Source organism: Cobetia sp. 5-11-6-3 (genome assembly GCF_013374055.1).
In the GTDB taxonomy this organism is placed as follows: Bacteria; Pseudomonadota; Gammaproteobacteria; order Pseudomonadales; family Halomonadaceae; genus Cobetia; species Cobetia marina.
The window spans coordinates 230,854-257,278 of the sequence record NZ_BLWJ01000001.1; the positions used below are offsets into that span (position 1 = coordinate 230,854).

Annotated in this window: 22 protein-coding genes; 14 read left to right on the plus strand and 8 right to left on the minus strand. The window is 62.6% G+C overall.

From position 1 onward, the window contains the following. Positions 1 to 68: 68 nt before the first annotated feature. The 3 genes from HXS66_RS00870 to HXS66_RS00880 form a co-directional block, all read right to left on the minus strand. Complete coding sequence (locus HXS66_RS00870) at positions 69 to 1,319, minus strand: MFS transporter (RefSeq protein WP_176502674.1); 1,251 nt, start codon at positions 1,317 to 1,319, stop codon at positions 69 to 71. A gap of 41 nt (positions 1,320 to 1,360) precedes the next feature. After that, on the minus strand, positions 1,361 to 2,197 hold the full coding sequence (locus HXS66_RS00875) for an alpha/beta fold hydrolase (RefSeq protein ID WP_176502675.1): 837 nt from the start codon (positions 2,195 to 2,197) through the stop codon (positions 1,361 to 1,363). 148 nt (positions 2,198 to 2,345) lie between these two features. Further along, positions 2,346 to 3,254: a LysR substrate-binding domain-containing protein gene (locus HXS66_RS00880; RefSeq protein ID WP_077372772.1), complete on the minus strand. Its 909-nt coding sequence runs from the start codon at positions 3,252 to 3,254 to the stop codon at positions 2,346 to 2,348. Positions 3,255 to 3,422: 168 nt separating this feature from the next. Between HXS66_RS00880 and HXS66_RS00885 the strand changes: the two genes are divergently transcribed. The 3 genes from HXS66_RS00885 to HXS66_RS00895 all read left to right on the plus strand — a co-directional run bounded on the left by HXS66_RS00885 (position 3,423) and on the right by HXS66_RS00895 (position 6,949). Then, a complete protein-coding gene (locus tag HXS66_RS00885; RefSeq protein WP_255303025.1) occupies positions 3,423 to 4,475 on the plus strand; it encodes a YeiH family protein in 1,053 nt (350 codons plus the stop codon). A 178-nt stretch (positions 4,476 to 4,653) separates the two neighbouring features. Beyond that, on the plus strand, positions 4,654 to 4,920 hold the full coding sequence (locus tag HXS66_RS00890; protein ID WP_077372769.1) for a GrxA family glutaredoxin: 267 nt from the start codon (positions 4,654 to 4,656) through the stop codon (positions 4,918 to 4,920). A 274-nt stretch (positions 4,921 to 5,194) separates the two neighbouring features. Beyond that, the gene (locus tag HXS66_RS00895; RefSeq protein ID WP_077372766.1) at positions 5,195 to 6,949 is read left to right on the plus strand and encodes a monovalent cation:proton antiporter-2 (CPA2) family protein; all 1,755 of its coding nucleotides are present in this window, start codon (positions 5,195 to 5,197) and stop codon (positions 6,947 to 6,949) included. Between the two features lie 92 nt (positions 6,950 to 7,041). Here the strand turns inward: HXS66_RS00895 and HXS66_RS00900 are convergent, their stop codons facing one another. Beyond that, complete coding sequence (locus tag HXS66_RS00900) at positions 7,042 to 7,941, minus strand: DMT family transporter (RefSeq protein ID WP_077372763.1); 900 nt, start codon at positions 7,939 to 7,941, stop codon at positions 7,042 to 7,044. A 116-nt stretch (positions 7,942 to 8,057) separates the two neighbouring features. Here HXS66_RS00900 and HXS66_RS00905 point away from each other — a divergent pair, with 116 nt between their 5' ends. Further along, positions 8,058 to 8,828 (plus strand): DUF1338 family protein, encoded by a 771-nt coding sequence (locus HXS66_RS00905; RefSeq protein ID WP_077372760.1) that lies wholly within the window; start codon positions 8,058 to 8,060, stop codon positions 8,826 to 8,828. A gap of 363 nt (positions 8,829 to 9,191) precedes the next feature. Here the strand turns inward: HXS66_RS00905 and nhaD are convergent, their stop codons facing one another. Then, positions 9,192 to 10,499, minus strand: coding sequence for a sodium:proton antiporter NhaD (gene nhaD, locus HXS66_RS00910; protein ID WP_077373243.1), 1,308 nt, complete (start codon positions 10,497 to 10,499; stop codon positions 9,192 to 9,194). Between the two features lie 274 nt (positions 10,500 to 10,773). Here nhaD and HXS66_RS00915 point away from each other — a divergent pair, with 274 nt between their 5' ends. The 5 genes from HXS66_RS00915 to HXS66_RS00935 all read left to right on the plus strand — a co-directional run bounded on the left by HXS66_RS00915 (position 10,774) and on the right by HXS66_RS00935 (position 15,483). Next, on the plus strand, positions 10,774 to 11,676 hold the full coding sequence (locus HXS66_RS00915) for an acyltransferase (RefSeq protein WP_176493044.1): 903 nt from the start codon (positions 10,774 to 10,776) through the stop codon (positions 11,674 to 11,676). Next, positions 11,663 to 12,613: a LysM peptidoglycan-binding domain-containing protein gene (locus tag HXS66_RS00920; protein ID WP_255303028.1), complete on the plus strand. Its 951-nt coding sequence runs from the start codon at positions 11,663 to 11,665 to the stop codon at positions 12,611 to 12,613. Before HXS66_RS00915 ends, HXS66_RS00920 begins: the two co-directional genes overlap by 14 nt. A 352-nt stretch (positions 12,614 to 12,965) precedes the next feature. Continuing rightward, on the plus strand, positions 12,966 to 14,123 hold the full coding sequence (locus HXS66_RS00925) for a glycosyltransferase family 1 protein (protein WP_176502676.1): 1,158 nt from the start codon (positions 12,966 to 12,968) through the stop codon (positions 14,121 to 14,123). Beyond that, the gene (locus HXS66_RS00930; RefSeq protein WP_077372749.1) at positions 14,095 to 14,646 is read left to right on the plus strand and encodes a phosphatase PAP2 family protein; all 552 of its coding nucleotides are present in this window, start codon (positions 14,095 to 14,097) and stop codon (positions 14,644 to 14,646) included. The genes HXS66_RS00925 and HXS66_RS00930 overlap by 29 nt, the downstream gene beginning before the upstream one ends. A gap of 75 nt (positions 14,647 to 14,721) precedes the next feature. After that, positions 14,722 to 15,483, plus strand: a complete 762-nt coding sequence (locus HXS66_RS00935; RefSeq protein WP_084208999.1) for an alpha-ketoglutarate-dependent dioxygenase AlkB — start codon at positions 14,722 to 14,724, stop codon at positions 15,481 to 15,483. Here the strand turns inward: HXS66_RS00935 and HXS66_RS00940 are convergent. Continuing rightward, positions 15,475 to 16,398: a LysR family transcriptional regulator gene (locus HXS66_RS00940; protein ID WP_084209000.1), complete on the minus strand. Its 924-nt coding sequence runs from the start codon at positions 16,396 to 16,398 to the stop codon at positions 15,475 to 15,477. The genes HXS66_RS00935 and HXS66_RS00940 overlap by 9 nt on opposite strands. A 427-nt stretch (positions 16,399 to 16,825) precedes the next feature. Here HXS66_RS00940 and HXS66_RS00945 point away from each other — a divergent pair, with 427 nt between their 5' ends. The 3 genes from HXS66_RS00945 (at position 16,826) to HXS66_RS00955 (ending at position 19,075) form a co-directional block, all read left to right on the plus strand. Further along, complete coding sequence (locus HXS66_RS00945; protein ID WP_077373240.1) at positions 16,826 to 17,527, plus strand: CoA transferase subunit A; 702 nt, start codon at positions 16,826 to 16,828, stop codon at positions 17,525 to 17,527. A 92-nt stretch (positions 17,528 to 17,619) separates the two neighbouring features. Further along, a complete protein-coding gene (locus HXS66_RS00950) occupies positions 17,620 to 18,282 on the plus strand; it encodes a 3-oxoacid CoA-transferase subunit B (RefSeq protein WP_084209001.1) in 663 nt (220 codons plus the stop codon). Positions 18,283 to 18,868: 586 nt separating this feature from the next. Continuing rightward, a complete protein-coding gene (locus tag HXS66_RS00955; RefSeq protein ID WP_077372737.1) occupies positions 18,869 to 19,075 on the plus strand; it encodes a cold-shock protein in 207 nt (68 codons plus the stop codon). Between the two features lie 298 nt (positions 19,076 to 19,373). Here HXS66_RS00955 and gcvT read toward each other — a convergent pair whose 3' ends face one another. After that, on the minus strand, positions 19,374 to 20,507 hold the full coding sequence (gcvT, locus tag HXS66_RS00960; protein ID WP_176502677.1) for a glycine cleavage system aminomethyltransferase GcvT: 1,134 nt from the start codon (positions 20,505 to 20,507) through the stop codon (positions 19,374 to 19,376). A gap of 145 nt (positions 20,508 to 20,652) precedes the next feature. Further along, complete coding sequence (locus HXS66_RS00965) at positions 20,653 to 22,014, minus strand: alanine/glycine:cation symporter family protein (protein ID WP_373996116.1); 1,362 nt, start codon at positions 22,012 to 22,014, stop codon at positions 20,653 to 20,655. 877 nt (positions 22,015 to 22,891) lie between these two features. Between HXS66_RS00965 and gcvH the strand changes: the two genes are divergently transcribed. Then, the gene (gene gcvH / locus HXS66_RS00970) at positions 22,892 to 23,284 is read left to right on the plus strand and encodes a glycine cleavage system protein GcvH (RefSeq protein WP_077372729.1); all 393 of its coding nucleotides are present in this window, start codon (positions 22,892 to 22,894) and stop codon (positions 23,282 to 23,284) included. A 208-nt stretch (positions 23,285 to 23,492) separates the two neighbouring features. Next, positions 23,493 to 26,387: an aminomethyl-transferring glycine dehydrogenase gene (gene gcvP / locus HXS66_RS00975; RefSeq protein WP_176502678.1), complete on the plus strand. Its 2,895-nt coding sequence runs from the start codon at positions 23,493 to 23,495 to the stop codon at positions 26,385 to 26,387. Positions 26,388 to 26,425: the final 38 nt, after the last annotated feature.

Genomic DNA, 26,425 nt, shown 5'->3' on the forward strand with positions numbered 1-26,425 from the left:
AGGGCGTCGTTTGCTTTCCGCCAGATGACGCGAGGATGTCCCCGCCCTTGCCTCCCGAGACCTTCCTGTCAGCGCCTGCCATCCACCGGACTGCCGGCAGACGCCCGCCTGGCCAGACGCCGCGCCAGCCACGCCATCAGCACAGGCTGGATCACCAGCGCGACCACCAGCACCGCCACGAGCAGTGGCATGCCCTCAAGGGCGCCACCCGGCGAGCTGACCAGCAGCGCCGCCCCGAGATAACTGCCCGCGGCAGAACTCAGGTGCTGAACGGCGCTCTGGGTGCTGGTGAAGGCGGCCCGCTCGTGCTCGGCAGGAATGAAGCTGTTGAGCGTGTTCTGTGCCACCCGCCGCGCCGAGGAGAACAGCATGTAGGCACCGAACCCCACCCACACCAGCGACGGCCCGGGCGAATGAAGCAGGAAGGCCCAGCCCACCAGCGCCGTCAGCAGACAGGTGATGGTGCCGGGCCAGACACTGCCGAAGCGATCACACAGCCGCCCGGTCAGCTGCATGCCCACCAGCGACAGTCCGCCTCCGATCATGTAGAGCCCGCCGAGATCCTCGCGAGGCAGATCGAGATTGAACAGCAGATAGCTGGAGAGATTGGGAATCACCAGGAAGTTGCTGAACATCGCGGTGGCGATCAGCGCCAGCCCGAGCCGGTGATTCGGCTGCGCGAGAATGGTGGCGATGGAGGTACCGGCGCGACTGCGAGGATTGTCCAGATGCCCCCGGATCGGCGGCAGCACCCAGGCCAGCAACCCGCAGACCAGCAACGCCAGCAGCGCGACGGCCCGGAATGGCGCCTGCCAGCCAAAGCCTTCGGACAACCACAGCGCGAAGGGCAGCCCCAGCACCGAGGCCACCGAGAAGGCCCCCATCACCATCCCCATGGCGCGCCCACGCCGGATTCCCGGCACGACATCGATCACGATGGCCAGTGCCGTGGCCGCCGCCGGCCCACCGAACAGCCCGCCCAGCATGCGCGCGGCCAGCAGCGTCTCGAATCCGGTGGCGAAGCTCGCGATCAGATGACACAGCGCGGCACCGAACAGAAAGCCCAGCACGGCCCAGCGACGATCGAAACGATCCGCATGCCGCGTCCACAGCAAGGTACCCACCGCCGCTGCCAGCGGGTAGCTGCCGACGATGTAGCCTAGGTGGTCCAGCGGAATGTCCAGCGACTGCGCGAAATCCGGCCCCAATGCCATCACCATGGTGAAGCCCATGATGACGGCGAACTGCAGCAGCGTGACCAGCGCGATCACCAGACGCTCGTGGCGCGTCACCGGTATCGTGCCGTCTTCGTCAGGCACGCGAGGCGCCGCCAACGGCGCAGGCGTATGACGTGAGCCGCTCAAGCGCGTGCGACGCGTTCAAGAAACGTCTCGACGGCCTGCTGGAACTCGCTCGCTCGCTCGGCATGCAGCCAGTGGCCGGCATCCAGCGAGGCATCTTCCAGGCGCGGGAAGCGCTCACGCATTGCCTGGAGCCCGTCGGCCTGCACGTAATTGGAACGTTCGCCCCACAGCAGTAGGGCCGGCAGTTCCACCTCGTCGTGTGCCTGAGGCGCCTCGACGATCTGGGGGTAACCCGCCGCGATGTGATCGAGCCCGACTCGCCAGCCCATGCTGCCGTCCTCATCGCGCACCAGGTTGGTGGCGAGGAACTGACGGATAGCCGGCGTTTCCACATGGCGTGCCATCACGTTGTCAGCGTCCTTTCGCGAGGCAGGACGCGCCTCACGCACGGCCTCGAAGGCAGCAAATATCTCATCGTGCCCGTGTCCGTAAGCGATGGGCGCGATATCGGCCACCACGAGACTGCGCAGTCGTTCAGGTGCCTGCAGTGCGACCTGCATGGCCACCTTGCCCCCCATGGAGTGCCCCATGAGATCACAGGTGGGGATATCGAGCTGATCGAGCAGAGCGATCACGTCAGCGGCCTGCTCCGGGTAGCTCATGCCCGCCACATGCGGGCTGCGACCATGATTGCGCAGATCCACCGCGATGACGCGACGCGACTGCGACCAGAACTTGATATGCGAGCGCCAGTTGTCCGCGCTCCCGAACAGACCATGCAGAATCACCAGCGGCGTCGCATCCTGCTCACCCGCCTCATTGCCCTGTGCGGCTTCACGGGCATCACTCTCGTTGTAGAAAAGCTCGACCGTCGTGCTTGTCGCAGTGCTCATCATCATCTCCATGGACGCTAGACAGACCCTCAGACGCTCCCGACCCTCACGCATCGCCCGCGATGGCACGCGCCAGTGCGAAGCGGCAACCACGTGGCCGAGTGTCAGAAAACGCTCATGTTAGCAGACTATCAAGCCGCCGCGCGGCTCACCGCGGACTGGCTTCCAGATAGACCTTGACCGCTTGCCACAGGGGGCTTCGATAGCGCTCCGGATGCCAGAGCATGGAAAAATGCCGCTTGAGGTTGAGCTGGGGCGTCTCCAGCACGACCAGCTCCCCGCGCGACAGCTCCGCATCCACAGACAGGCGCGAAAGGCAGCCCAACCCGAGGCCGGCAAACACAGCCTGCTTGATGGCCTCATGCTGCCCCAGCTCCATGCGCACCTTGAGACGCTCGATTCGCCCGTGCAGTGCACGTTCGAAGACCGCCCGCGTGCCCGACCCTCCCTCGCGCAGAATCCAGTCGGCATTGGCCAGATCCTCGTCATCGAGTGCCGTTGCACGTATCGCCAGCGGGTGGGACGGCGGCGCCACCACCACCAGTTCATCCTCGCGCCAGGTCTGGCTCATCAGGCGTGGCGCGTGACAATCCCCTTCGATCAGCCCCAGCTCGGCATCGTAGTTGAGCACCGCCTCCACCACCTGATGGGTATTGCGCAGGCGCAGGTTGAGCTCGGTCCCGGGGTTTTCACGCATGAAGGCCCCTGCCAGGCCGGGCAACAGCCAGGTCCCGATGGTCGCGCTGGCAGCGATTTCCAGCTCGCCTCGCAGGAACCCCTCCTCCAGCCCGGGCTCACGGGCCTCCAGCTCCAGTGCATGGGTCTGTTCCAGCAGCTGTTCGGCACGCGCCAGCAGACGACGCCCATTGGCATTGAGGGCCAACCGGCGCCCGAGTCGCTCGAACAGCGCGACGTCAAGATGGCGTTCCAGCTCTGAGAGCGCCTGGCTCGCCGCCGATTGCGAAAGCCCTATCTCTCGGGCGGCACCACTGACCGAGCCCTGGCGAGTCACGGCGACGAAGACCTGTAATTGGCGCAGGGTGATATGGATCTGCATATCGGTTTTTCCGGTAAGTGGTAAAGGAATAATCGACTAACTTCCCAATGATATTCCTGCATAAACTAATCATCAAACCAGAAGCACTAAGCATGCAACGTCCTCACAAGCACTCAAGATCTTCACACGACAAGACCTGACCCGACACGCCCACCAAGGAGAAAGCCAATGGACGCACAGACGCTGACTGCCCCCCCTGTCACGGAACGGCTGCGCCGAATGGTGCCGGGACTCGCGCTGTGCGGCGGGCTGACACTGGCGGGGCTGGGGCTGCACGCCATTCCGACCCTCGCCGCGACCGGCGTCAGTCCACTGGTCTTCGCGCTGCTGTGCGGCATCGTGGTCGGCAACCTGCCCGTCACCAGCCGCCATGCCCGGGCACTGGCACCAGGGCTGCATGTCGCGACCAAGAAGCTGCTGCGACTCGGCATCATCCTGTTCGGACTGTCGATCACCTTGCAGCAGATTCTCGGCCTGGGGTGGAGCGTGGTCGTGCTGGATGTCATCGTCATCGCCGCCGTGTTGAGCTGCGGCTATTTCCTGGGCACGCGCTGGCTGGGTCTGGATCGCGATACCGCCTTGCTGACCAGTGCCGGCTCTGCCATCTGCGGCGCCGCGGCCGTGCTGGCGACGGAATCCATGATCAAGGCACGCCCGGCAGCCACCGCCATGGCCGTGGCCACGGTGGTACTGTTCGGCTCGCTGGCCATGCTGGCCTACCCCTTGCTCTACCCGCTGACCGGCATGCATGAGGGGCTGTTCGGCATCTACATCGGCTCGACCATTCACGAGGTCGCTCAGGTCGTGGCGGCAGGTGAGGCGGTAGGCCCGGATGCCCTGGCCAATGCCCTGATCGTCAAGCTGATGCGCGTGATGATGCTGGTCCCCTTCCTGCTCCTGTTGCCCAAGCTGTGGGCCATGCGCAGCCGCAGCGAGGAGGATGACCGCGATGCCGGCGGCAGCATGACCATTCCCTGGTTCGCCCTCGGTTTCATCGCCATGGCCGGGATCAACAGCACCGGCGAGATTCCTGCCGCCCTGCACGCCAACCTGTCCGTGCTGGGGAGCGTCGCCCTGACCATGGCGATGGCGGGACTCGGGGTCGAGACACGCATGGATCGCCTGCGCTCACTGGGCATGAAGCCCTTCCTGCTGGCACTGATCCTGTTCGTGCTGCTCATGGTCGGCGGCTTCGGGGCCAACCTGCTGTTGATGGGGTGATACACGCCGGCAATGATTGAGTGTCGCAATCACCCAATTAGTGCCGCTCAATTGGCAAACTCGGTGAGGCTCAAGCACAATGGCATCCATCCATTGACTCACCGGTTCTGCCGGAAGCCCACGAACATCACGTCACGGTGGGCTTGACGAGTATCACGTACCCTCCAAGGAGAATCTCATGCTGGCAGTCATCTTCGGTCGTCCGGGTTGCCCGTTCTGCGTCCGCGCCAAGGAACTCGCGGAAGAACTTACCGCCAAGCGCGATGATTTCGATTTCCGTTACATCGACATCCACGCCGAGGGCATCACCAAGGCCGACATGGAAAAGACCATCGGCAAGCCGGTGGAAACCGTGCCGCAGATCTTCGTCGATCAGACCCACATCGGTGGCTTCACCGAGTTCAACCAGTACGTTCAGGACGAGGCACTGATGCCGCAGGCCTGATCATCGCCTCGACTTCTGTCTGATCCTGAAAAGCCCTCGCCCATGGCGGGGGCTTTTTTTTGCAGCCTGCATGCCAGTTGCGCTGCTGATGCCCCTACCACTCGCGCCGTCAATCAAGGGCCAACTTCCTACCTCTCGTCAGTGCCTTGACTCGTGCCTCCCTCAGGGCAGCCACTCACGGCAACGGGAAAGTGCGCAGCGGAGCGCTTGCGGCGCTTGCAAGCTGCGGCGACAATTCGCCTTTCTCCGCACGTAGCTGGACAAGGAAGCAAACATGAACATGTTGATGGAAGGCGCCGTGCTGCTGGGCTGCGCCGTGGTTGCCGTGCCGCTCTTTCAGCGCCTGGGGCTGGGGTCCATCCTGGGGTATCTGGCGATCGGGGTGCTGCTGGGGCCGTCATTGATCGGCTTCATCTCGGAACCGACCGAGGTGCTGCACTTCGCGGAGTTCGGCGTGGTCATGCTGCTGTTCATGATCGGACTGGAACTCGAACCCAAGCGCCTGTGGGACATGCGCCTCAAGCTTGCCGGGCTTGGCAGCGCACAGATGCTGCTATGCGGAGCGCTGCTGACGCCCGTCGGGTTATGGCTGGGCCTTGAACTGCCGGCCGCCGCCTTGCTGGGCCTGATTCTGGCGCTGTCCTCTACCGCCTTTGCGCTTCAGGTGCTCAGCGAGAATCAACAACTGGCGACACCCCATGGCCAGTCAACCTTCGCCATCCTGCTGTTCCAGGACCTGGCCGTGATTCCGCTGCTGGCGCTGCTGCCGCTGTTCGCCGACAACTTCGACGCTTCCACCGGCTCCGGCTGGGCCGGTGTCGCCAAGGGCATCGGCATGGTGGCGGCGGTCATCATCGTTGGCCGCTTCGTCGTTCCGCGCCTGTTGAAGATGGTGGCACGCAGCGAGATCCACGAGATCTTCACTGCCGCGGCACTGTTCGTGGTGATCAGTACCGCCCTGCTGATGGAATGGGTCGGGCTTTCCATGGCACTGGGGGCCTTCCTCGCCGGGGTGCTGCTGGCGGATACCGTCTATCGCCACGAACTCGAAGCCAACATCGACCCCTTCAAGGGCCTGCTGCTGGGGCTGTTCTTCATGGCGGTCGGGATGTCGGTGGACGTCTCGCTGGTCATGGAGCGCCCGCTGACGGTGCTGGGCCTGACATTGGCGCTGATGGTCGGCAAGGTGCTGGTCATCACGCTGGTGGGCCGCGTCGCACGCCTGAAGCTTGCCGAGGCACTGCCACTGGCCGCCGTACTGGCTCAGGGCGGAGAATTCGACTTCGTGTTGCTGACCGCCGGCATGGCCGCCGGCATCTTCGATCAGACGCTTACCAGTCTGGTCATCAGCGCCGTGACGCTGTCCATGGCCGCCACGCCCTTCCTGTATCGCTATGCGCGCAAGTTCGGTGCCGCGCGCGAAGCCAAGCGTCCCTACGATGAAGACTTCGGCCAGGAAGCGCCGCCGGTACTGATTGCCGGTTTCGGACGTTTCGGTCAGATGAGCGCGCGCATTCTCAAGACCCAGGGCATCAACTTCACCGCCCTCGATCCCAACATCACCCAGGTCGAGTTCGTGCGTCAGTTCGGCTCGCGCATCTTCTACGCCGACGCCAGCCGATCGGAGCTGCTGCGAGCGGCTGGCGCCGAACACGCACAGATCATGCTGGTGGCGGTCGATGACGCCAGGATGACCACCCAGATCGTGCGTACCGTTCGACAACAGTTCCCGCATCTCAAGCTGTTCGTGCGGGCCCGCAATCGCCACCATGCCTGGGAGCTGATGGAGCTGGGCGTGGAACACGTGATCCGCGAGACCTACGCCAGCAGCCTGGAAATGGGCAACGAACTGCTGGTTGCCATGGGCTATCCGAGCGCACGTGCCGCCGAAGTGGTCCGCGCCTTCCGCGAGATGGATGACACCATGCTCAAGAGCGATTTCGAGAACCGCCATGACCCCGAGGCGCTGGTCACCAGCGCCAAGAGCGCCATGGAAGAGCTCAAGCGCCTGTTCCAGACCAAGGGCTGATGTCCACTCTCGCCAGCTGCTGTCGCTCCAAAACCGAAAACGCCGCCCTCTAGGGGCGGCGTTTTCGGTTCTGGCATCCACTGGCGTGCCATTCAGCTGCGAGTCACGGCTCCCCCGCGCAGGCGAGCGCGCCACTGCGGCCCGAAGAGATAGGCACACAGGCCCACGACGATGAAGAGCGCCCCCGCCAGCACGCGGCTGGAGACTATCTCGCCATTCAGGGCAGCGCCGAGACTCATGGCGAATATCGGCGTGATCAGGGTGGCCAATGCCACGGTACTGGCGGACAGGCGTGCCAGCACGAAGTAATAGCACAGATACCCGATCAACGAGCCGAAGATACCCAGGTAGACGATCGCCCCCAGCGGGCGCTGTGTCGGCCATGCCTGCGGCACACCATCGACCAGCAGGGCCGCGAGAAGATAGAGCGGAAGCGAGACGAGCAGCGCGCCCTCGGTCTGCACCAGCGGATGAAGCCCTGCTCGCTCTCGCTGGACCAGCACGCCGGAAGCGGCAAAGCAGTTGACCGCCAGCAACATGGTCACCACCCCCTTCCAGCTGCCCGGTGGTAGCGCCAGCGAGTCCGAGACGGCGATGGCCAGTCCGCCCAATGCCAATGCGAAACCTAACCATTGCAGCTTGTCAAGAGGCGCACTTTTCAACCACCAGCGCGCGTAAAGTCCTGATAGCAGAGGAGCTAAGCCGAAAAGTAACGACATGATACCGCTTGGTAACCAACCGGCAGCAATATAGGCGAAGTACATCCCACCCCATATCCCCAGTGCAGCCGCCACGTAGCTGCGAATTGCCACGCGACCGAAATCCATTTTCAGCCCGAGCATGCGTAACAATGGGTAACCGATACATGCGGCAATTAACATTCTCCCCATGGCAGACCAGGCCGGCAGCCACCCGGAAGCACTCCATGAAATCGCCAGCGGTGTGGTTGACCACACCATGAGAACCACGCAATACGCCACCAGCACTGGCATTTTCACACTCCGAACAGTCGGTCAGAAAAAAAGGACAATGTCGTTGAATGGCCTTATCTGGCAGGTACCTATAATCGCTCCAGCACAGGGTGCCGATATCCCGTCAAGGAGGCTTCATGCAACGCGAGGAATTTCTACAACAGCTATGGCTGGACTTCGTTCACCGCCATCCGGATATCGGAGCGCTGGACATCTGGCCGGATGGCATCAGGCCCGAATATCTGATGTTCGTGACACTGGATCAGGGGCCATTTCGCAGCGAGAAACTGCGTCCCAGCCTCTATCATCAGGGCTATCGACGCGTGAAGCAGTACGCCATGGCCGACCGTGGCCTACTGGTGGATCTGCTGCTGCCGCCGGATGGCGGCTCGGCTGTCATGCTGGCCGAACTTCAGGCCAATAGCCTGCCTCCCCTTCACCGAGACCTGCTGAAGACGCTCATCAGCCAGAGTCACCGTGACGACTGCAAGGGACAGAACCTGCTGGCGCCGTGCCGCCCATGGGACATGCCGGACTGGCCCACCTTCGAGCGTCTGCTGGAAGCCAACCCGCTGGCGGCATGGCTATCGGTGATGGGCCCGCGCCTGCATCACGTGGGCTTCAACGCCGACGAGCTGGGAGAAACGCTTGAAGCTGTCTGCGAAGGCATGCTGATGCACGGCATGTCGCCGCAGAGCGGGCGCCACCATGCCGTACTCCCCATCAACCCCAAGCTGCAATACCACTACTATCCCGCGCACGCACAACGCATGGTATTCGCCGAAGGTGATGAGCACATGGTGGTGCTGGGAGGGCTGGCCCTGCTGGCAACGGCCGACAGTGGCCAGCATCAGCGCGCCGCCGAGCAACTGCTGCCAGAGCACACGCTCTGCCAGCTGAGTGCCTGACGGACAAGATTCACGAGCCAGATTCGCAAGCAGTAGTGCCGCAACGCCCCTGACGCCTCTGGCGTCAGGGGCGTTTTCATTGGCAAGCCATGTCATGACTCACCGCCATGGGCTCCCCTCGCGAGCCACTGGCTGTCGTGCGCCATGCTCGGGTGCCCCATGAGGTCTGCTGGTGGCTCAGAGCCGTAATACGTTGGTCGCAAGCAGGTTATCAACAGAAGCTGTGGAAAAAGCTGTGAAGAATCTCTGTACATCCACTCATCGGCTTCGCGATCTGGCGACCGATGTCAGATTGATCAAAAATTCACCACTTCACCGCTGAGCGCCTGACTGTCACGAAAAAAGCCTCCGAAACCACCTCGCCTAGCGCAGCAATGAGCCCAGTGACGTGAGCGCCACTCCCAGGTCCATCGGCGTGTCGGTGACCTGGCCCCCCAGCCAGTAGGCGCCGACGTATCCGACGCTGTACGCCAGCAGCAGCGCCGGGAAGAAGCGCAGGTAGCTCATGAAGGTCACCTCGCGCACCTTGGAAAGCGCAATCACTCCAGCGGCCGACCCGATGATCAGCAGTGATCCGCCCACGCCAGCGGCGTAGGTCAGCGCCAACCACTCGGCATCGTTCATGCCGACATCCGCCTTGAGCACCGCAGCCGTCAACGGCACGTTGTCGACCAATGCCGACAACAGGCCGATCAGATAATTGGCCTGCATGGCAGGCATCACGTCATAGAGCTGTGCCAGCCCTTCCAGCAGGCGGGCTTCCTTGAGCGCTCCCACCATCAGCAGGATACCGAGGAAGAATAGCAGAGTGTCGAATTCAATTATCCTGATGTAATCAAGAATTCTGCGCTCTTCGCTGTCACTGCGTCGCTCGGCCACATGCCCGAGCAGGAACATGATCGACATCCCGAACAGGAAGGTCAGCAAGGGCGGGATACCGAACAGCACGTTCAGGCCCAGCGTGGAGAGGATGGTGGCGAGAAACAGCCAGGCCACGAAGCGGTCCAGACGCCGGGTGGGACGGCGTTCACGCGACAGATGGACTTCTCCCCCAAGCCCGGGCAGCAGCAGCGTCGCCAGCAGCATCACGCTGACGAAGGCCGGGATGGCCAGCAGCATCAGCTCACTGATACGCACCTTGTCGGCGAGGAAGATCATCAGTGTGGTCACATCACCGGTGATCAACGCCACCCCGCCGGAATTGACGGCAAACACCGCCAGCACCGCGAAACGCAGCGTCTTCTTCGGCGGCAATCCCAGAGACAGCACCAGCGTCAACGACACCAGCGTAGCGGTGATGTTGTCGGCCAGAGAGGAGAAGGCAAAGGCGAAGGTGCCGGTCAGATACAGCAGGCCTCGCTCACCGATGCGGCCCGGCAGCAATCGATAGATGAGATTGGCGATCAGTCCCTTGGCATTGAGAAACGCCACGAAGGTCATCGCCGCCATCAGAAACAGCCACAAGGTGGCGATTTCCAGCAGATTCTCGTTGAGCGACTCACCGACGTCATCGACTCCCAACGCACCGGGGCCGAAAATGAACAGCAGCAACCAGCTGAACGTCCCCAGCAACAAGGTCGTCTTGGCCTTGTTGAGATGAATCACGTCCTCGATGGCGATCAACACGAAGGCCCCGATCGCCAGCCCCACCAACACTCCCTGCAACCACATGTCGCTCTGCTCCCTGAAAGGGCGTCCATCTCGTGAGAGGACGTCGAGTGGCGGTGCATGCTCACGACGATGGCCGAGTGCCATGTCAGGCCTTCCCTTGCACCGGCCGACAGGAAAGTCGGCGCGCGAATGACACCACAGCTCACGAACCGCCACCATTCGACATCAGATGCGTGCGGTTTGCGCAACGTCGAGTTGCTGTCCTCCACGCAAGCGGGGTGGGTTTCCTGTCACGGGTGAATTAGGATGGCGCGATCTGCTGAAGGAGTCGTTCATGTCGAGTATCAGAGGCGTCATCAGCCTGTTGTTTCTGATCATCAATACCCTGTTCTGGTCGGTACCGCTGTACCTGCTGGCATTGCTCAAGCTGCTCAGCCCGTCCCGTCGTCTGCAGCTTCATCTTCTCGAAGGGCTGAACCGTCTCGCCATGGGGTGGATCGGCACCAACAATCTGTGGATTCGCGCCTGGATACGCCCCCATTGGCAGGTCAACGTGCCGGACGCCCTGAAGGATGGCTCCGCCAGGCGACGCTGGTGGCTGGTGATCTCCAACCACCGCAGCTGGACGGATATCTTCGTGCTGCAGTATGCATTGCATCATCGCACGCCCATGCCCAAGTTCTTTCTCAAGCGCGAGTTGATCTGGGTCCCCGTCATCGGCCTGGCCTGGTGGGCGCTGGAATTCCCCTTCATGCGCCGCTACAGCCGTGAACGACTGGCCAATGACCCGCGCCTGGCGGAACGCGACCGTGCCGCAACACGCCGCATCTGTGAGCGAGCGGGCCAGTCGCCCATGTCGATCTTCAACTTCGTGGAAGGCACGCGCTTCACGTCAGGCAAGCATGATCAACAGCAAAGCCCGTACACTCATCTGCTCAGGCCGCGCGCCGGCGGCAGCGCTCAGGTGATCAGCATTCTCGGCGACCGCCTGTCAGGCATACTCGACGCCACGCTGGACTATCGTCACGCCAGCGCGAGCTTCTGGGAGTTTCTGTGTGGCAAGGGGGGAGATATCCATCTGGATATCGTGCAACGCCCGGTGGAACCCTGGATGCTGAACGGGGATTATCACGCGGACGCTGCCTACCGCGAACGGTTTCAGCAATGGCTCAATCAGGTCTGGAAGGACAAGGATGCCCGACTGTCACGTGCAGGACACGACATTGAACAACTCTGACATGCCCCACGAGCCGCTGGGCGCTGTGCGCCTGACCGTGGGCGCCATCTCGACATTTCTCCACAGGACATCTCGCGCGCCGCTGCGGCTACTGGCGTGGCTGAGCCTGGCACTGTGGCTGACAGGCTGCGCCACCGGCAGCTACTCCGGCTCACCGGCAGGCCAATGGATCACGATCCAGAAGGGCGACACCCTGGGGCAGATCGCACGCGACGCTGACATTCCCCTGTTGCGCCTCACCCGCTTCAACCCCGGCGTCAAGATCCGTGACCTCAAGGTCGGGCAGCGCATCCTGGTGCCCACCGCGCGTGAGCGTGCCCCCTCCGGTGGCCCCTATCGCTATCAGCTGCGCCCCGGGGACACCTACTCGAAGATAGGCCGTTACTTCGGAGCCAATCCTCAGCGCATCCAGACCGCCAACCCGGGGCTTCCCCCCAATGACCTGAAAGTCGGCACCCTGATCTCGGTTCCCCTCAATGGTGGCCCCAGCCGAAGCGCTTCCAATGCGCGTGCCAGCGGCGGCAGTCTCGTGGCACGCCCGGATCCGGGTCCGCTGAAGAAGCCGCGTCAATCGTGGCGCTGGCCTGCCGCCGGCGAAGTCATCAGCGAATTCGGCACCAACCGCAATGGCCAACTGGCCCCGATGCGGATTCGCACGGCCGGCAATGGGGTCGCCAGCGCGCCGGCCAGCGGTGAAGTCCGCTTTGCCGACAACATGCGGCAATTGGGCAATGTGGTCATCCTCCACCATTCAGGCAATCTGCAGAGCGTATTGGCGCAGTGCGGAGAGATACTGGTCAAGGTCGGTCAGCAGGTCACGCCGGGCACCCCGCTGTGTCGCATGGCACGTCGCAATGACGGTCAGCCTGAACTGCTCTTCGACGTGCGCCATGGCGGCAAGCCGATCAATCCACGCGAGCTGCTCGAGAAACGCTGAAACTGGGGCTGCCGGCCTCACTGGCGAGCCCTTCAGGGGCTCGCCTTGCCAAACGAGCGTCGGGCATGCCTCGCCCACGGCGTCCTTCATGCCGCGCCTGTCGCCCCCGTGTCAGTTTCGGCCAGCGTGATTGGTCTTTGAGCTGTGAACTGTGAACTGTGACCTGTGACCGCCTTGAATCCGCTGCCTCCTGGCAGCATTGCCTGCTGGAGATTGCCCGCGGGAGATTGCCCGCTGGAGTGACCGCGGCTGCAACGACACCTGCGTGGGGTGTCATCACTTCGTCACCTCGCTGTTATGCAGGCGTCACTCCCATGGCCAATACTTCGTTCAAAGGTCATCAGGAGCCGTCATGGAGCGTATCGCCTTTGTCAGTGAAACCTGGCACCCGGAAATCAATGGCGTGGCTCACACGCTGAGCCATCTGTGCGATCAACTCATCACGCGGGGCTGCGAGCTGCAGCTCGTGCGGCCCGCACCCCGCGACGGCAACCATGAACCACGAGTCGCGCAGGAGCTACAGGTACGCGGCTTCCGTCTTCCGGGCTATGACACCGTCCAGATCGGCGCCCCTGCCCTGAGACGGCTGACGGCCCTGTGGCGCCAGCATCCGCCCTCCGTCATCTACATCGCCACCGAGGGACCGCTGGGGATCAGTGCCCTGATGGTCGCGCGTCGCCTCGGCGTGCCCGTGGTGGCAGGCTTTCATACCAATTTCGACCAGTACAGCACCCACTATCATCTCAGGGCATTACGCCCCCTGGTACGTCAGGGGCTGAAGCACTTCCACAATGCCGCCAACCTGACACTGGTCCCGACACGCACCCAGGCCACCACTCTCGCGCAACAGGGTTTCAACCATGTCCGGGTCGTGGGACGCGGGCTGGATTGTCAGCGCTTCTCGCCCGTTCATCGCAGTGAAGCGCTGCGTCGCCAGTGGGGCGTCGGCCCTCAGCAGCCCGTCGCGCTGCATGTCGGCCGCCTGGCGGCGGAAAAGAACATCGAGCTGTTGATTCGCAGCTACGAGGCCATGCAGGCCGTGCAGCCGGATATCGCGCTGGTACTGGTGGGCGATGGCCCGCTGCGCGAACGCCTTGAGCAACGCCTGCCGGAGGCGATCTTCGCCGGCTTCCAGACCGGCGAGGCGCTGGCTGCCCATTACGCCAGTGCCGACCTGTTCCTGTTCCCCTCGCTGTCGGAGACCTTCGGCAACGTGGTGCTGGAAGCCATGGCCAGTGGATTGGCCGTAGTGGCCTTCGACTACGCGGCCGCTGCGGAAGTGATCCGCGATGACCACCAGGGGTTGCTGGCCCCCTGCACCCAGCCGGACAGATTCATCGAACAGGCAGTGGAAGTCTGCCAGCGACCAGCGCGTATCGCACGTCTCGGAAGAGCGGCCCGTGTACGCGTCGAGCCCATGGCCTGGAGCCAGGTCGCCGAGCATTTTCTTGCCTGTCTACGCCTCGCCGAGGAGAAGCCCGATGCACGATCGCAGCCTTCCCGTCTTTGAGCGACTCGACCTGCTGGAGTGGCGGCTGTGTCGCCAGGTGGCACGTCTGGCGCTGTATCGGCCGATCCTGACCCTCTTTCGCGTGGTCTCGCGCCTCGGTGACTGGCCCGTCTGGTTGCTGCTGACACTCAGCCTGCCCTTCCATCACGTGCAAGGTGGCTGGTTGATGCTGGAATTCGGACTGGCGGCGGGGGCCGGCGCCCTTTTGTATCGCGCCCTCAAGACCCGGCTGTGCCGTGAGCGCCCCTTCATCACCTTCACGACCATCCAATGCACCATGCCACCGCTGGATCGCTACAGCTTTCCAAGTGGCCATACACTGCATGCGGTGCTGTTTGCCAGCCTGACGGCTCAGCAGCTACCGGAACTGGCCATTCTCGTCACGCCGCTTGCCATGTTGATCGCGCTTTCCCGCGTGATCCTGGGACTGCACTACGTCAGTGACGTGCTGGCGGGGGCGCTGCTGGGACTCGGGCTGGCTGAAGTGGCCATCCTGAGCCTTGAGTCCCTGACAGGACTCTGAGCCCAGTGCACGCTCTGTCGGCGGCAGGCCACCTTCGACTTGCCGACAGTCAATTCGCTCTGGCAAGCTCACCTCATGACGATATCCTCCGAGGCCGGCGACCTGTTCGCCACGCATCCTCAACACGCCCCTTCCCGCACTCCGCCAAGCGGACAGCGACCGGCCGGCCTGCCGGACGACTGGCAGACACTGGCCCATGGCTGGTATCGCCATCCGCTGCACCCGCTCTATCTCAAGCCAACCGCTCTGACTCCCCTGCAGGCCGACCAGGCACTGGTCACGCTGGATACCACGCTCGACTGGCAGCGGCCGAGCTTGAGCGTGCATGGCAAGACGCATCCCATCCCTCGCCGTCAGGTATGGATGGGGGACGCCGGGGCTCGCTATCGCTATTCCGGCAGCCTGTTCGAGCCAGCGCCATGGCGTCCGATGGCCTGGCATCTGGGGGAGCTTGCCCGTCACGCCATCAACCGCGAGCTGAGCGCGCAGCCGGGGCAGGAACGCCACATCGATCAGCACTTCAACAGCCTGCTGGCCAATCGCTACGCCGATGGCAATGACCGCATGGGCTGGCATAGTGACAATGAACCGGAGCTTGGCGACCGCCCCATCGTGCTGGCCCTGTCACTGGGACGAGAGCGGCCACTGCGCTTCAAGGGACACCCCCGCAGCCCCTACGCACAGGACCCTGCCTTCAACCTGTGGCTGCCCCATGGCTCATTGCTGGTGATGGGGCGCGGCTGTCAGGACCGACTGCATCACGCCCTGCCGCCACGCAAGCTCGAGGGCGTGCGCATCAGCCTGACCTACCGACAGCTATTGACGGCGTCACGCTAGATCCTCATCAGGCACGGGCGGCGGCGAGACGGGATAGCGGGCCCGCAGGGTGTCCAACATCGCCTGGACCGCGACCGACAGCTCATGACGGCCGCGGCGAATCACGCCGACCCGTTGCTCGATGACCGGCCCTTCCAGCTCCAGGCACCGACATCCCAGCGCTGACATCTGATCGGCGCTCATCGCCGGCACCGCGCTGACGCCAAGTCCCTCTGCCACCATGCGTCCGCAGGTCACCAGCTGGTGAGTCTCGAAGGCGACGGTGAGCTTGAGCCCCGCCTCTGCCAGGCGCCGCTCCAGCATGTGTCGCACGCCCGAGGGACGTTGCAGGGTGATGAAATCCTCTTCCAGCAGCTGATCCCAATGGATGGTCTCGGGAGCGCCCTGCAACAGGGCGTGCCCCTCGGGAATGATCGCGATGTAGCGATCCTCGAAGAGTGATTCGAAGACAAGGTCCTCGCGTACCCCGGGATCAAAACAGATCCCCAGTTCCACGCGCCCATCGGTGACACGCTCCACGACTTCCTCGGCGATCACGTCATTGACCTCGATGGTGATCTCCGGGAACTGCCGTCGAAAATCCGCCAGTACTCCAGGCAGCAGATTCCCGGCGAAGGTCGGCATGGCAGCCAATGCCACACGCCCGCGTCCGAGACTGAATCGCTGGCGCATCTCGTCCTCAGCATGCTCCCAATCCGACAGTATCCTGCGAGCCAGCGGGAAGAAGGCCCGTCCTTCCGGCGTCAGGCTGACCTGTCGAGTGGAACGCTGGAACAGACGCCCACCCAACGACTCCTCCAGATTCTTGACGGCCAGCGACAATGCCGGCTGGGAAAGATGCACCAACGTGCCCGCTTCCACGAAGGACAGGGTTCTGGCCACTGCGACAAAGGCTTTCAACTGTTTCAAGGTCATGCGGCTTCCTTCCTGTGGGGTCCCTGGGGGACGCGCCTTGAGATGACATTCGGGGAAACAGGCTCAACCCGTCGCCGGGAGACCCGTCGGCCTCTACACCATTGGTCCAAGGTGGCCAGAGCCGCTTGCGCAGCCTTGCACCGCGAGTCGTCCAGCCCTGTCGTGCATATCCGCCGCTGGCCCGCACCACAGGCGGATCTGTGCAGGAAACGAGCGGGCAAGGCGATATCGTACTGCCCCGAGACTCTTCATGAAAACTTATCAATAGATAGAAAAAACAAACTTATCAAATATATACAGCCACCAGATTGTCGGCAATGATGAACTCAAGCCTTTGCCAGACGCCTGCCCCAGGCGCCGGCCACGGAAGATGAGCAGCGACTCATCACCGTCAAAACGACTACACAAGATGCTCAAGGAGAACTTCATGGCAGGATTCAACAAGGTAGTGACCCGCTACGCCGATGCCATGGCGGGCCTGGAAGACGGCATGACGGTGATCGCCGGCGGATTCGGACTCTGCGGTATTCCCGAGAACCTGATCCAGGAGATCAAGCGTCGTGGCGTGAAGGACCTGACCGTCGTCTCCAACAACTGCGGCGTGGACGGCTTCGGGTTGGGCATCTTGCTGGAAGATCGCCAGATCAAGACCATGATCGCCTCCTACGTCGGCGAGAACGCCCTGTTCGAACGCCAGCTGCTGGACGGAGAGCTCGAGGTCATCCTGACCCCCCAGGGCACGCTGGCCGAGAAGATGCGCGCCGCCGGGGCCGGCATCCCCGCCTTCTTCACCGCGACCGGCTACGGAACGCCCATCGGAGAAGGCAAGGAAGTCCGCGAATTCGACGGTCGCCCTTATATTCTCGAGGAAGCCATCAAGGGTGACTTCGCCATCGTCAAGGCGTGGAAGGCCGACCGCTACGGCAATGTCGTCTACCGTCACACGGCACGCAACTTCAACCCGCTGGCCGCAACCGCAGGCAAGATCACCGTGGTCGAAGTCGAAGAGCTGGTGGAACCCGGCGAGCTGGACCCGGCCGAGATCCACACTCCGGGCATCTATGTCGACCGCGTCATCAAGGGCAGCTTCGAGAAGCGCATCGAGAAACGGACCGTTCGCTCGCGTTGAGCCAAGGCTCCGCCTGCATCCGTTTTCTCGCGACGACACTCCCCGACACGGCAAGGCGTCACCTCGATGGCGCTTCAGACAAGGAATACATCATGGCTTTGACACGCGAACAGATGGCCCAGCGAGTGGCACAGGAAATCCAGGACGGCTCATACGTCAATCTGGGCATCGGCATTCCGACCCTGGTCGCCAACTACATCCCGGATGGCATCGACGTGATGCTGCAGTCCGAGAACGGCCTGCTTGGCATGGGACGCTATCCCTATGACGACGAGGTCGACGCCGACATGATCAATGCCGGCAAGGAAACCGTGACCGCCATCGATGGCGCCGCCATCTTCGACTCCGCCGAATCCTTCGCGATGATTCGCGGCGGGCACGTCGATCTGACGGTACTCGGCGCCTTCGAGGTGGACGTGAACGGCAACATCGCCAGCTGGATGATCCCCGGCAAGCTGGTGAAAGGCATGGGCGGCGCCATGGATCTGGTAGCGGGTGCCGAGAACATCATCTGCACCATGACCCACGCCTCCAAGCATGGTGAGTCCAAGCTGCTCAGCCAGTGTGAGCTGCCACTGACCGGTGCCGGCTGCATTCGCCGTGTCCTGACCGACCTGGCCTTCCTCGAGATCAAGGACGGTGCCTTCCACCTGCTGGAACGCGCGCCAGGCGTCAGTGTCGAGGAGATACAGCGCCTGACCGCAGGCAAGCTCATCGTGCCCGACAATGTCCCCGAGATGCAGCTGGACGCCTGAGACGACCCAGATGCATCGCTTGACACTCCATCTCTCCGGCGATGATGGGCGCATCATCGCCGCTCTCCGAGAGTCTTGATGGTTGCAAGACCATCCACCGGCAGCGCTGCCATCGCTGCCGGTTTTTTTATCTCTTTCCCTCACCAAGCATGACGACCTGGCGGATCCTTCGCGAGGAGCTGCCCACTGCCTTGAAAGCCCGTACGCACGCCCCATCCCCACGACGATGCCTCACCTTCACAACCTCTCGAGCGGGGCGATATACGGCGAGGTTCCATACCGACCAGAAACCAGGGTAACGGGATAAAAGCAAGTCACTGTCAATCCTTGCGAAATCTGGAAAACTGACTGGCGCAATGCCGCCCATTCGAGAAGAACCTGCTCACGAGACACCCGACCAAAGGCGAAGTTTTTGATATTTCATTTGACCTTGGAGGCGCGGCAGCGCAGTATTGATCTCGTTGGTTAGCAAGTCGTATATCGTCAGTCGTGATCGAAACACTTCGGTACCTGGTGCATATCCTCCTTGTTTTACCCACGTATATCGGGTAACTCCCGGCAATATCATCAGTAAGGAATTACGATCATGGCAACTGGTACAGTCAAGTGGTTCAACGACACCAAAGGTTTCGGCTTCATTTCTCCGGACGACAACGGTGACGACCTGTTCGCACACTTCTCCGAAATCCAGGCTGAAGGCTTCAAGTCTCTGCAAGACGGTCAGAAGGTTTCCTTCGACGTCACCCAGGGCAAGAAAGGCCTCCAGGCCGCTAACATCAAGATCATCGACTGATCATGAGTTAGCTGAAAGAGACTAACCTCTCTTTCCACGGAAAAGCCCGCTTCGGCGGGCTTTTCTGCGTCTGGAGATTGCCTCGAAAGCCGTGACGGCCCCTCCCCTGCCAGCCAGTTCCGTCGTGCCTCAGCGCCACTTGCCTGCAACCCACGACACGATCCAGATCTCCCGGACCAGAGCCGAGCCTGACGCCTGACGCCTGACGCCTGACGCCTGACGCCTGTCACAGGCAACGAAAAAGGGACCGCCGAAGCAGCCCCTTTCCCGTCCAGCCTTGCCTGTCTTCAGCCCATCATCAGCCGCGGTAATAGCGCTGCTCGACGAAGGGCATCTTCGTCACGGTCATCGGCAGTCGCTTGCCGCGTACATCCGCGAAGACCTGAGTGTCCAGCACGCTGTGCGCGATCGCCACATAGCCCATGGCGACCGGCTTGCCGTAGCTCGGGCCGAAGCTGCCCGAAGTCACGACACCGATGCGGTTGCCCTCGCCGTCGAAGAGCTCGGCACCTTCGCGAATCGGAGCACGCCCTTCAGCCACCAGACCGACTCGCTTGCGGGTGTGATCCTTGTTGGCGATCTGGGTCAGGATGACGTCCGCCCCCGGGAAGCCGCCTTCACGTGCACCGCCCTGACGACGCACCTTGCCCAGCGCCCAGATCAGGCTGGCTTCCACTGGCGTGGTCGTGGTGTCCAGATCATGACCATACAGGCACAGCCCAGCCTCGAGACGCAGTGAATCCCGCGCCCCGAGACCGATGAACTCCACCTCTTCCGCCGCCAGCAGCAGACGCGCGAAGCGCTCCGCCTCAGCATCGGGGACGGAGATCTCGAAACCATCTTCACCGGTATACCCGCTGCGACTGACCCAACACTCGATGCCATCGATGATGACATGGGCATGATGCATGAAGGTCAGCTCGCAGGCCTCGGGCGACAGACGCTGCATGACCGCGTGAGCCAGCGGCCCCTGCAGGGCGAGCAGTGCCCGATCCTCCAGCACCTCAAGCTCGATCTCCATCGGCAGCCCCACACGCAGATGCGCGACGTCCTGATCCTTGCAGGCAGCATTCACCACCACATAGAGGTGATCGCCACCATTGACGATCATCAGGTCATCGAGGATACCGCCGGTATCACTGGTAAAGAGTCCGTAACGCTGCATGCCCACCGGAAGATCGACGATGTCCGTCGGTACCAGCGTCTCCAGCGCCGCCTGCACGTTCTCTCCGCGCAGGATCAGCTGCCCCATGTGCGAGACATCGAACAGCCCCGCCTTGGCACGCGTATGCTCGTGCTCCTTCTTGACGCCCAGCGGATACTGGACGGGCATGGAATAGCCTGCAAACTCGACCATCTTCGCTCCCTGCTCGACGTGCAGGTCATGAAGCGCGGTCTGCTTGAGACCGGTGACAGCGGCGGAATCGGACATCATCATTCTCCAGAGTGGCATGCAACATCTCTCCGACAGCCAGGTGAATCTGGCCCTGTGCTGCCGGAGGCTAGTGATCGAGATAGGACAATCTGAGGGGGCTCACCCCGCCGCGCCTGCCAGCGACGGGGGGCTCCTGATGCGATCAGCGGTCTTCGCCCGCCAGCACTTCCTTGCCGTCAAAGTAGTCGCGGGTCAGCTTGAAGACCACGGGCGACAGCAGCGCCAGACCAATCAGGTTCGGAATCGCCATCAAGGCATTGAAGGTATCCGCCATCAGCCAGATGAGATCCAGCTTGGCCATCGCGCCCACCGGAATCGCGATCACGAACACGATGCGATACAGCATGATGGCGCGCGTACCGAACAGGTACTGGAAGCACTTCTCGCCATAGAAGGACCAGCCAAGGATGGTGGTGAAGGCAAACACGGCCAGCGCGATCGCGACCAGATGGTTGCCGACACCCGGCAAGGCCTGATCAAAGGACATGGAGGTCAGCGCCGCCCCCGTCTCACCAGAAGACCACAGGCCGGAGGTGATGATGGCCAGCGCGGTGATGGTGCAGATGACGATGGTATCGATGAAGGTGCCCAGCATGGCGACCAGCCCCTGACGTACCGGGTTCTTGGTCTGCGCGGCAGCGTGGGCGATGGGCGCACTGCCCAGGCCGGCTTCATTGGAGAAGATACCGCGCGCCACACCGAAACGGATGGCCGCCATCACCGCCGCACCGGCAAAGCCGCCAGTCGCCGCGACTGGATTGAAGGCGTAGGTGAAGATGAGGCCGAAGGCGTGACCGATCTGGTCAGCATTGATCACCAGAATGACGATGCCCGACAGGAAGTAGGCAATCGCCATGAACGGCACCAGCTTGCCCGCCACGCTGGAGATGCGCTTGATGCCACCCAGAATGACCGCACCTGCCAGCACCATCATCACGACACCGGAGGCCCAGTGCGGAATGGCAAACGAGGTTTCCAGGGCATCCGCCACGGAGTTGGACTGCACGGTATTGCCGATGCCAAAGGCCGCGAAGCAGCCGAAGAAGGCAAAGGCGCCCCCCAGCCAACCCCACTTGGCCCCCAGTCCGTTGCGGATGTAGTACATCGGACCACCGACGTGGTTGCCGTTGTCATCCACTTCGCGATAACGCACCGCACAGACGGCCTCGGCGTACTTGGTCGCCATGCCGACCAGCGCCGTGATCCACATCCAGAAGATTGCCCCCGGTCCACCCAGCGCGATCGCCGTCGCCACACCCGCGATGTTGCCGGTACCGATGGTAGCGGAGAGTGATGTCATGAGGGCATTGAACGGCGACATTTCACCATCGCCATCCTTGCCGGGCGCGCGCCCGCTCCAGAGCAGCTTGAAGCCGGTACCCAACTTGCGGATCGGCATGCCCTTGAGGCCCGCCTGAAGATAGAAGCCGACCCCGAGCAGCAGGATCAACATCACCGGGCCCCACACCACGCCATTGATGGCGGTAAAGAGAGAACTGATCATTTCCACGCAGATTTCCTCCGCTGAATTGTTGTTATGACTCGATGCGAGGAGAGACACATCGGAAATCCCGTCTGGCCAGCCGGTCAACCGGCCAGCACGCCAAACGGACAGCTCACATTAGCGGAAGCTTCCAGTCTTCACTACCCCAACAGGGCTTTACGCTGGAATGTGAGCAAAACGTCACGCAAAAATCATGAAAATGTGTCAATCGCCTGAGGGATTCAGCCCGTTGATGGGCGTCACTCAGTGGATATCTCTTTCCCTTGTGCCGGCAACGTGAGCCTCTCCCGGGTCTTCCCCCACACCTCTCGCGGGCAGTCCCGTGACGACAGGCACGCTCCGGCGGGCTCTCGTCGGGGATGCCTGCCATCAGGACACGCCTGATGATCAGAGCGTGAAGGAGCTTCTCTCAGCGAATGTGGGTGTCCCTGCCTGCGACACCATTGACAGCACGTGAATCTGGACACAATATGGGAAACAAGTTTCCAATACGAAACAGGCGACACTCTACCTCGACTCAACAGGGCTCGCAAGCGCAGGCAAGTGGCATCGGATTCTCGCTGGAAACCCACCTCCCGTCAGAGAATGAGGACCTGGAGAACTGACTTCCAGCGGAGAAAAAACGGTCTGCACCCTGCACTCATGGGCCTTGTGCGCTGATACCTTCGCGCCATGGCGCAGATAGACCGGGCGTGGCAAGGCGAGACACTGGACGCCCGGAGCACGACGGACCACGATGAAGAGGGCAACTCGCTTGCCACTCGCCAAAAGTCGTAGAGGCACGCCGCGCTCAGCTACTGCCACGTGTCGAGACCTTCGTGCATAATGGCGCAACGATTCCCTGAATCAGAAAATCTTTTCACATAGGAAAACACTCATGAGCAACATTCCTGCCACGCTTAAGTACACCGAGAGTCACGAGTGGGTTCAGGACAACGGTGACGGTACCGTGACCATCGGCATCACCGACCACGCTCAGGAAGCGCTGGGCGACGTCGTCTTCGTCGAATTGCCGGAAATCGGTCGCGAACTGGCGCTGGAAGAAGAGTTCGGTGTCATCGAGTCCGTCAAGGCGGCCTCTGATCTGTACGCGCCGCTGGCCGGCGAAGTCATCGCCGTCAACGAGAGCCTCGAAGACGCGCCGGAATCCGTCAACGAAAGCCCCTATGACGATGCCTGGATTCTGAAGATGAAGGTCGCTGACAGCGCCGAGCTGGAAAAACTCCTCGACGCGGACGCCTACACCCAGCTGGTGGAAAGCGAAGCCTGATCACGGTTGGCCTCCAGCCGCTGTCCGAGACAGCGCTGTCACATGGCTGGAGGCCGCTTGCCCGTCTCACCCGGTAGTACGCTGGCTCGGCGCCCCCAGCCGAGGCTTCACGATTCCCGACGCCCTGCCCGCCCTCCTGCGCCGGCAAGGCGATGTTCCTCCCGCGGACTGTCACTTGCAGTTCCCGTTGCAGCACAGGATTCCTTGCATGGCTCACGAGACGCTTACCCTGGCCCAGCTGGCCGGGCACGATGATTTCATTTCCCGTCACAATGGCCCGACTGCCGCCAATGTCACGCGCATGCTGGCGACACTGGGTGAAGACAGCATCGAGACGCTGATTGACCGCACCGTGCCGGCGGCCATTCGTCTGGGACGCGAGCTGGACCTCGAAGGGCCGCGCACGGAATCCGAGGCACTGGACTATCTCAAGCGCCTGGCGCGTCAGAACAAGGTATTCAAGACCTATATCGGCCAGGGATATCACAACACCCACCTGCCGGCGGTCATCCAGCGCAACGTGCTGGAGAATCCGGGCTGGTATACCGCGTATACGCCGTACCAGCCGGAAATCGCCCAGGGCCGTCTCGAAGGGCTGCTCAACTTCCAGCAGGCGGTGATGGACCTGACCGGCATGGAACTGGCCAATGCCAGCCTGCTGGATGAGGCCACCGCCGCGGCCGAAGCCATGGCGCTGTGTCAGCGTGGCAACAAGAAGAACAAGAGCAATCGCTTCTTCATCGCCGACGATGTCCTGCCCCAGACGCTGGACGTCATGCGCACGCGTGCCGATTACTTCGGCTTCGAGCTGGTCATCGATGCTGCCGAGAAGGTCGGTGAGCACGACATCTTCGGCGCCCTGTTCCAGTATCCGGGCAATACCGGTCAGGTACGCGATCTCGCACCGCTGCTGGACGCGGCACGCGCCAATGGCGCGATGACCGTGGTGGCCGCCGACCTGCTGAGCCTCGTGCTGCTCAAGTCGCCGGGCAGCCTCGGCGCCGACATCGTCGTCGGCACCTCCCAGCGCTTCGGCGTGCCGATGGGCTTCGGCGGCCCGCACGCCGCCTTCTTCGCCACCACCGACAAGCTCAAGCGCTCGATTCCGGGCCGCATCATCGGGGTCTCCAAGGACTCGCGCGGCAATCCGGCGCTGCGCATGGCGATGCAGACCCGCGAGCAGCACATCCGCCGCGAGAAGGCGACCTCCAACATCTGTACCGCTCAGGCACTGCTGGCCAACATCGCCGGCTTCTACGCCGTCTATCACGGCGCCGAAGGCCTCAAGCGCATCGCCACCCGGGTGCATCGCCTGACCAGCATTCTCGCCGAGGGCGTCACGCGCTGCGGCATGACACTGGCCCACGACAGCTGGTTCGATGCCATCACCGTCACCGGCGTGGATGCCGGCAAGATCCATGGTCGCGAGCTGACCCACGAGATCAACCTGCGCCACCACGGCGACGGCCGCATCACCATCAATCTCGATGAAACCACTACCGCCGCCGATGTCGGCGTGCTGTTCGACGTGCTGCTCGGCGAGGAGCACGGCCTGTCCGTCGCCGCGCTGGATCAGGACCTGCTGGCCAAGGGCGCAAGCGCGATCCCGGCGGCCTGTCAGCGTGACAGCGACTTCCTGACTCACCCGACCTTCAGCCGCTATCACTCGGAAACCGAGATGCTGCGCTACCTGAAGCGCCTGGAGAACAAGGACCTGTCGCTGACCCACGCGATGATTCCGCTGGGCAGCTGCACCATGAAGCTGAACGCCACCACCGAGATGATTCCGGTCACCTGGCCCGAATTCGCCAACGTCCACCCGTTTGCGCCCTCGGATCAGGTGGTCGGCTACAAGCAGATGATCGATGAGCTGTCGGCCTTCCTGGTCGAGATCACCGGCTACGACGCCATCTCCATGCAGCCGAACTCCGGCGCTCAGGGGGAATATGCGGGACTGGTCGCGATCCGTCGCTACCAGGCCTCCATCGGTGAAGGTGCGCGCGACATCTGCCTGATCCCCAGCTCCGCCCACGGCACCAATCCGGCCTCCGCCGCGATGGCCGCCATGAAGGTGGTGGTGGTCGAGTGTGATGCCAGCGGCAACATCGACATCAATGATCTGCGCGCCAAGGCTGAGCAACACAGCGACAAGCTGTCCGCGATCATGATCACCTATCCGTCCACCCATGGGGTGTTCGAGGAAACCGTGCGCGAGGCCTGTCAGGTCGTTCACGATCACGGCGGTCAGGTCTACATCGATGGTGCCAACATGAACGCCCAGGTCGGTATCTGCCGTCCGGGTGACTTCGGCGGCGACGTTTCTCACCTCAATCTGCACAAGACCTTCTGCATTCCCCACGGTGGCGGCGGACCGGGCATGGGCCCCATCGGCGTCAAGTCACACCTGGCACCCTTCGTCTCCAACCACGTGGTCACGCCGCTGGAAGGCGTGAAGCCGGAATGCACCGCCGTCTCCGCCGCCGCCTTCGGTTCCGCGGCGATCCTGCCGATCTCCTGGGCCTACATCAAGATGATGGGCGCGCAGGGGCTGCGTGAGGCCACCGAGCTTGCGATCCTCAACGCCAACTACATCGCCACGCGTCTCGATGGGCACTATCCGGTGCTCTATCGCGGCAAGAACGGCACCGTGGCGCATGAGTGCATCATCGATATCCGCCCGCTGAAGGCCGCTTCCGGCATCAGCGAGGAAGACATCGCCAAGCGCCTGATCGACTACGGCTTCCACGCCCCGACCATGTCGTTCCCGGTGGCGGGCACGCTGATGGTCGAGCCCACCGAGTCCGAGTCGCTCTACGAGATCGACCGTTTCTGTGAGGCGATGATCGCGATTCGCGCCGAGATCGCCCGTGTCGAGCAAGGCGAGTGGACCCTGCAAGACAACCCGCTGGTGCACGCGCCGCACACCCAGGCGGACCTGATGGACGCCGAATGGAATCGTGGGTATTCCCGCGAGATCGGTGCCTTCCCGAGTGAACACGTCAAGGCGGCCAAGCAGTGGCCGGCCGTCAACCGGGTCGACAACGTGCATGGCGATCGTCAGTTGATCTGCTCCTGCCCGAGCATCGACCTCTACCGTGATTGAGAGTCTCGATTGAGAGCCAGCAATGAGGCAGTGTTGAA